The sequence below is a fragment of the Clostridium sp. KLE 1755 genome (genome assembly GCF_000466465.2).
Lineage (GTDB): Bacteria > Bacillota > Clostridia > Lachnospirales > Lachnospiraceae > Eisenbergiella > Eisenbergiella porci.
Genome location: NZ_KE992695.1, coordinates 42,701 through 49,771 on the forward strand (window position 1 = coordinate 42,701; position 7,071 = coordinate 49,771).

The 7,071-nt window shown below is 52.7% G+C and carries 7 protein-coding genes; 4 read left to right on the plus strand and 3 right to left on the minus strand.

Annotated features, from left to right (window positions below; translation table 11 throughout):
- Positions 1 to 171: 171 nt before the first annotated feature.
- From HMPREF1548_RS11165 to HMPREF1548_RS11175, 3 genes are all read right to left on the minus strand, one after another.
- Positions 172 to 1,092, minus strand: coding sequence for a carbohydrate ABC transporter permease (locus tag HMPREF1548_RS11165; protein ID WP_021636199.1), 921 nt, complete (start codon positions 1,090 to 1,092; stop codon positions 172 to 174).
- Between the two features lie 22 nt (positions 1,093 to 1,114).
- Positions 1,115 to 2,059 (minus strand): ABC transporter permease, encoded by a 945-nt coding sequence (locus HMPREF1548_RS11170; protein WP_021636200.1) that lies wholly within the window; start codon positions 2,057 to 2,059, stop codon positions 1,115 to 1,117.
- Positions 2,060 to 2,130: 71 nt separating this feature from the next.
- Positions 2,131 to 2,319 carry a hypothetical protein gene (locus HMPREF1548_RS11175; RefSeq protein ID WP_025488237.1) on the minus strand — a complete coding sequence of 63 codons (189 nt, stop codon included), beginning with the start codon at positions 2,317 to 2,319 and terminating at the stop codon, positions 2,131 to 2,133.
- 122 nt (positions 2,320 to 2,441) lie between these two features.
- On the opposite strand from HMPREF1548_RS11175, the gene HMPREF1548_RS11180 reads away from it, so the two are divergent.
- The 4 genes from HMPREF1548_RS11180 to HMPREF1548_RS11195 all read left to right on the plus strand — a co-directional run.
- Positions 2,442 to 2,801, plus strand: a complete 360-nt coding sequence (locus HMPREF1548_RS11180) for a helix-turn-helix domain-containing protein (RefSeq protein ID WP_021636202.1) — start codon at positions 2,442 to 2,444, stop codon at positions 2,799 to 2,801.
- A gap of 33 nt (positions 2,802 to 2,834) precedes the next feature.
- Positions 2,835 to 3,818, plus strand: a complete 984-nt coding sequence (locus HMPREF1548_RS11185) for a LacI family DNA-binding transcriptional regulator (protein WP_021636203.1) — start codon at positions 2,835 to 2,837, stop codon at positions 3,816 to 3,818.
- Positions 3,819 to 4,117: 299 nt separating this feature from the next.
- Complete coding sequence (locus HMPREF1548_RS11190) at positions 4,118 to 6,049, plus strand: PTS sucrose transporter subunit IIABC (protein WP_021636205.1); 1,932 nt, start codon at positions 4,118 to 4,120, stop codon at positions 6,047 to 6,049.
- A gap of 36 nt (positions 6,050 to 6,085) precedes the next feature.
- Positions 6,086 to 7,071 (plus strand): glycoside hydrolase family 32 protein (locus HMPREF1548_RS11195; RefSeq protein WP_021636206.1); only part of this gene is annotated, 986 nt, incomplete at its 3' end.

Below are 7,071 nucleotides of genomic sequence, written 5' to 3' on the forward strand. Positions count from 1 at the left end.
GCCCCCCCGCCGTATCCCCAGGAGCCTGCGCCGCATCGCCGGAAGCGGCGTTCTGCCCTCCGCAGCCTGTCATGGCGGTGAGTACTGCCGCCAGCAGTAGTGCAATCAGTTTCTTTTTCATTCTCTGCCTCCTTATTATTGTTTATCATCATGGAACGCTTTCCATTGATATCAGCCTTTGATGGAACCGATCATTACCCCTTTTACAAAATATTTCTGAAGGAAAGGGTATACGCAGAGGATCGGCAGGGTGGAAACGACGATAACGCCGTATTTGATCACCTGCACCATGGTCTGCAGCTTTCTGGCCGCCTCCGCATCCGTTGTCATGGAGTTGGCGGCCCCGGTGGCGGCGGTCAGCAGGATTTCACGCAGATACAGCGCCAGCGGGTATTTGCTTCTGTCAGTAAGGAAAATCATGGGATTGAAATAGGAATCCCAATAGGAAACGGCCAGGTAAAGTACCAGGACAGCCATAATCGCCTTGGAGAGCGGAAGCGCTATTTTGAAAAAGAAGCGTCCGTTGCCGCAGCCGTCCACGCGGGCGGCGTCCCGCAGCTCCTCCGGGATATTGTTTTCCATAAAGGAACGGGTAATGATGATATTGTATACGCCCACAGCGCCGAGAATAATCATAAGCGTTCTGGTATTAGTCAGCTGCAGCTTTTTAATTACCATATAAAAGGGAATCAGGCCGCCGCCGAAATACATGGTGAATACAAAATATGCCATGAGCAGGTTGCGGAAGGGGAGATCCCTCCTGGAAAGGGCATAACCGGCCATCATGGTAAAAAAGGTGCCCAGCGCCGTACCTCCGATGGTATAAATCAGAGTGTTCCCATAGCCTGTCCAGATACGGGAATCCTCAAATACTTTCTGATAGCCGAGCAAGGTGAAGCCCTTGGGCCACAGGAGCATCGACCCGTTATTTACATAAGAAGGATCTGAAAAAGAGGCCATCAGTACGAAATAAATGGGATAGGCCATAATGAGAATAATGATTGACAGAATGGCGGCTACAATGATATCGAAGACCGTATCCTGGGTAAAACGGAGTTTTTTCTTACCGGTTACCGTTTTGTGTGTGTGCATTACAGGTTCCTCCCTCCTTGTGTTACCATAAGCTGGAGCCGGAAAGCTTTTTGGACAGCTTGTTCACCACAACCAGCAGAATAAAGTTTATCAGGTTATTAAAAAGGCCGATTGCCGCGGAATAGCTGTATTGCTGCTGCTTCAGGCCGATTTTGTAAACATAGGTGGAGATGACCTCCGCCGTGGTCACGTTCAGATCGTTCTGCATCAGGTATACCTTCTCATAGCCCACGCTCATAATGCTTCCCGCGTTCATGATCAGCAGGATAACCATGGTGGGGATGATTGCCGGCAGATCGATATGGATTATCCGCTTCAGCTTGCTGGCGCCGTCCACCATGGCCGCCTCATGGAGCTCCTGGTCCACGCCGGAAAGAGCCGCCAGATAAATGATGGAGCTCCAGCCCATATTCTGCCAGATGCCGGACCATACATAAAGATGGGGAAAGACGGCTGCATTTCCCATGTAATGCAGGTCGTCCGGGCCGCCCAGCATAGCGATGAGATGGTTCAAAAACCCGGATCTGGGAGAAAGAAAGACGGACATCATGCCCACCAGGATGACAGTGGAAATAAAGTGCGGCATATAGGTGACCGTCTGCGTCAGCTTCTTAAAACGGGTGCCCTTAACGCTGTTTATCATCAGGGCCAGGAAGATGGGAATGGGGAAACCAACCACCAGGGAATAAAGGCTGATTACCAGCGTATTTTTAACAATCTGCCAGAAACGGGGCAGTTCAAAGAAGGTGCGGAACCATTTCAGCCCTACCCATGGGCTGCCCAGAATGCCCTTTCCCGGAGAATAATCCTGAAATGCCATCAGTACCCCGTACATGGGTGCATAGCAGAAAACCCCGATAAACACCACTGCCGGAAGCAGAAAGAGATACAGGCAGTAGTTCCGCCGGATTCCTTTCCACAGCTCCTTCTTCCTGTTCCCAGGCAATATTTTCCCATCCCTTTTCATACAATTGTCTCCCTTCCGGTATTCTGTTGTTTTTTGCTTCCTTGTTTGCCTGGCGGCAGCATTCCGCGTTACTAAGCGGAACGGTTCCCCTGTGGTTTCCCGTTATTGCCGTCCCGGGTATCCTGTTCGGCAGGGGAGGAAGCGTTTCTGCCATTCCGGGAGCGCAGGCCCGCCACAAAGGCAGCGATAATAAGGCTGTCTTCTTCGGATGAATCTATGATGAAACGGATGATTTCATCTTTGTAATCATTAGCTTTCATGTTGAACCCCTCCACTGCATACTTGAATGAGTACATAATAGCATTGAATGACTACATTGTCAACGCATTTAGATTGACTCACTACAGCTTTCTTGCTATGATAGGCACAACGAGGTGATTTTATGAAATTATCAGACAGAATCCGGCTTATTATTTCAGAGAACGGCCTGAAGCAGAAGGAATTCGCGCAGAGCATTCAGGTCACGGAGAGTTATATTTCCAAGCTTCTGAGAGATGAAAGCGGAGTGTCTCATTCCACGGCCACGCTGATAGAAGAAAGATACGGATATTCCGCAGGCTGGATATTGGACGGCAAGGAACCCAAAATGAGCAGGAAGGGCAGGAATGCATCGCTGTCGCCTGTCCAGAGGAGAGTCATCGCTGATATTGAGCAGATGGACGATAAGGATCTGGCGGCGGTCAAGGCCTTTATTGACACGTTCAACAGCTACAAAAAGGCTCTTGGCCAGGAGAAGAAATAATGGGGTTACGTCTGTTTCGGATGGAGGGGTTCCATGAATATCAATGAAATTGCAAAGCTGGCGGGGGTTTCCAGGGCCACGGTATCACGCTACCTGAATAACGGCTACGTCAGCGATGAAAAAAAAGAGCGCATTCAGGAGGTGATTGACCGGACGGGTTACAAGCCCTCCACGCAGGCCCAGACGCTGCGCACCAAAAAGACGAGGCTGATCGGCGTCATCCTTCCCAAAATCAATTCCGATTCCATCAGCAGGATGGTGGCGGGGATCAGCGTGGTGCTGAAGGAAGCGGGCTACCAGCTGCTGCTTGCCAATACGGAGAACCGGGAAAAGGAAGAGCTGGAATACCTGCGGCTGTTTTCGGAGAACCATGTGGACGGCATTATACTGATTGCCACAATCATTACCCGGGAGCATAAACGGGCGCTGAAGGCGCTGCAGGTGCCGGTTGTCCTGCTGGGGCAGAGGCTGGACGGATATTCCTGCGTTTACCAGGACGACTGCCTGGCGGCGCGGGATGTGTCGCGGCTCCTGCTGCGGGGGGCCGGAAAAATCGGCTGTATTGGCGTGACGCAGCAGGATGAGGCCGTGGGCGCGGGCCGGAGGAAAGGCTTTCTGGAGGCGGCGGGGGATGCAGGGATAGCGGAAGACGCGGTCAGTTTCCTGGAAACCGGCTTTTCCGTGGAGGACGGCTATCGGGCGATGGATCAGCTGCTTGCTCTGTGCCCCGGTGCGGACGCTGTTTTCTGCGCCACGGACAGTATTGCCCTGGGCGCGCTGGCCAGGCTTCAGGAGGCGGGAAGGCAGATCCCGGAAGAAGTGGCGCTGGCAGGCGTGGGGGACACGGTGTCCGGCCGCATCGTCAGCCCTAAGCTGACAAGTGTTCATTTCTATTATAAGACCAGCGGTAAGGAAGCCGCCAGGCTGCTCCTGGAGCTGCTGGACGGGAATGAGGCAAGAAAACAGATTAAAATGGGCTACCGCGTGGAGGAAAGAGGAACCACGAGGCAGCGGTAATATAAAACAGAAGAACAGTAATAGAAACAAAAATAAATACAGAAATAAATACAGAAATACAAAGCTGCGGGAAAAACAGAAAATGATCTTTCCGCAGTTTTTTTGTGTAATTTCAACAGAAGCAGGGATACTATTTTGGTGGAATTATGAATTTACAAGTACTCATCAGCAGGTTATAATAAAGACAAGATGTGAGAACGATTCCATATAAAATATTCACATTGTACTAGCTATTTTAGGCATAATAGTAACGATTTATATGAGAATGATTCCTTATAATGTGAAAAGGAGAGGGTGTTATGGATTACAGGAAAGCAGCGCAGGATGTATATGAGAGCATCGGCGGCAAAGAGAATATTATCAGTGCGGCGCACTGCGCCACCAGGCTGCGGCTGGTAATAGCGGACAATGACAAATGCGATAAGGATGCGGTGGAAAATATTGAGGGAGTAAAGGGCGTGTTCTTTGCCTCCGGCCAGCTCCAGATTATTTTCGGGACCGGCACGGTTAACAAGGTATATGACGAATTCCTGCAGATTGCGGGAATCGGCGCTGCCACCAAGGAAGAGGTGAAGCAGGCCGCCTCCGCCAGGACCAGCTTCTGGAAACGCGCTGTGAAAACGCTGGGGGACGTATTTGTACCCATCATTCCGGCCATCGTGGCAAGCGGCCTTTTAATGGGACTTCTGGAAGGCCTCTGCAAGATTTATCCGGCCATGGCCCAGTCCGGCACTTATACCATCCTGCATCTGTTCAGCAATGCCGCTTTCGTGTTCCTGCCTGTGCTCATCGCCATCAGTGCGGCGCGGGTTTTCGGCGGAAATCTGTTTCTGGGCGCAGTAGTGGGCATGATTATGATTCATCCGGATCTGCTCAATGCCTGGAGCGTGGCCGGCGCGGAATCCATCCCAACAGCGGATGCCTGGTTCGGGCTGTACCAGATCAACCTGGTGGGCTACCAGGGACATGTAATTCCCGTGGTAATCGCCGTCTGGATCATGTGCATGCTGGAGAAGAAGCTGCATAAAATCGTGCCTGAAATCCTGGATCTTTTCGTAACGCCTCTCGTAACCGTACTTGTGACCGGCTACCTGACGCTGACAATCATCGGCCCCGTATTTTCCTGGATTGAAAATGGCGTCCTCTCCGGCATGCAGTTCCTGATTACCCTGCCCTTCGGCATCGGCGCCGCTGTCTGCGGGGCTGCCTATGCGCCTACGGTAGTGGCCGGCGTGCACCATATGTACAATGCGCTGGAGGCCGGACTTCTGAGCGGGACAGGCCTGAATACCTGGATGCCCATCGCCACGGCAGCCAACGTGGCACAGGGAGCCGCCGCCCTCGCCCTTGCCTTAAAGACAAAAAACAAAAAGACGAAATCCATGGCGCTTCCGGCTTCCCTGTCCGCTTTCCTGGGAATCACCGAGCCTGCTATTTTCGGTGTAAATATCCGTTTCATGAAGCCCTTTGTGGCCGGCTGTATCGGCGGCGCCTGCGGCGCCCTTATCGCGGGCTGGACAGGAATCGGCGCTTCCGCATACGGTGTGACGGGACTGTTCGGTTATCTGATTACCACGGATTACACACTGCAGTATACTATGATTATTGCCGTATCCGCAGTGATAGCCTTTATCCTTTCCTGGGCGCTTTATAAGGAAGAGCCTGCGGCGGTCAGGAATGCGTCTGATTCCGCAGCGGCGGCGACTGTTTCCGGGCCGGCACCTGTTTCCGGACCTGCAGCACCTGTTTCCGGTCAGACAGCTGAAAAATCCGGCAGCGATACAACGGTATACAGTCCGGTTAGCGGTGAAGCCATTGCGCTCAGCCAGGTAAAGGACGAAACCTTTGCCAGCGGCGTGCTTGGAAACGGTATGGCTATAATACCCTCGGAAGGGAAGGTATACGCTCCCTTTGACGGGACGGTGCAGACCATTTTCCCTACGGGCCATGCGGTGGGACTGCTGGGCACGGACGGTACGGAAATCCTGATTCATATCGGCATGGATACCGTAAAGCTGGAAGGAAAATATTTTACCGCCCATGTACAGGACGGCTCCGATGTGAAAAAGGGAGATCTGCTGATAGAGTTTGACCGGGAAGGAATTCTTGGGGAAGGCTATGATATAACAACCCCCGTTATCGTGACGAACACCGGAGATTATGCACAGGTAAATACGCAGGCGGCCGGCTCTGTAAAGGCCGGGGAACCGGTGCTCTCCTGTGTAAAGTAAACAGTGTGCCAGACAAAAAGAGGAGGAGCAGCGGCCATGAACGAAGCAGGACTGCAGATGATCCGCAAAATCAGGGAGGCGGAAGCGGCGGCGCAGGAAGGGGTGCAGAAAGACCCCTGGCGTCTGAGGTTCCATCTTATGCCGCCCGCAGGATGGCTGAATGACCCTAACGGCCTGTGCCAGATGAACGGTGTCTACCATGTTTTTTTCCAATATTCGCCCTTTGACCCCTGCGGCGGGGAAAAGTTCTGGGGGCATTACACCAGCCGGAACCTGACGGACTGGGAATATGCGGGCGTTCCCCTGGCCCCGGATGAGCAGTTTGACAGAAGCGGCGTTTATTCCGGAAGCTGTCTTATAAAGGATGGGATCATGTACCTGTTTTACACAGGAAATGTGAAGCTTCCGGGAGACTTTGACTATGTCACCCAGGGACGGGAGGCTAACACGGTGCTGGTGGAAAGCCGGGACGGCAGGACCTTCGGGGATAAAAAGCTGCTGCTCACGAACAGGGATTATCCGGCGGACTATACCCTGCACATCCGCGACCCCAAGGTATTTGCCCTGGAAGACAGATACTATATGGTTCTGGGGGGCAGGAAGAAAAATGACTGCGGGGCGGTGCTGCTCTATGAAAGCTGTGATTTGGAAAACTGGCGATTTTGCCGGGAGCTGACCGTGCCCATGAAGTTCGGCTATATGTGGGAATGCCCTGATTTGTTTTGCACAGGGGGAAAATGGTTCCTCTCCCTTTCCCCCCAGGGGCTTCCCAGGGATGAACACGAATTCCAGAATGTCTATACGGCAGGTTATTTTCAGGTAAACGGAGATTTCCGGGCGGGCTGCCGGCTGGAGGATTTCCGGGAATGGGACAAGGGGTTTGATTTTTACGCTCCTCAGACCTTTACGGATGAAAGCGGCAGGACCCTGCTGATCGCCTGGGCCGGCCTGCCGGATGTTGAGGAGGAATATGTAAATCCCACGATAGAAAGCGGCTGGCAGCATGCGCTTACGGTCCCGCG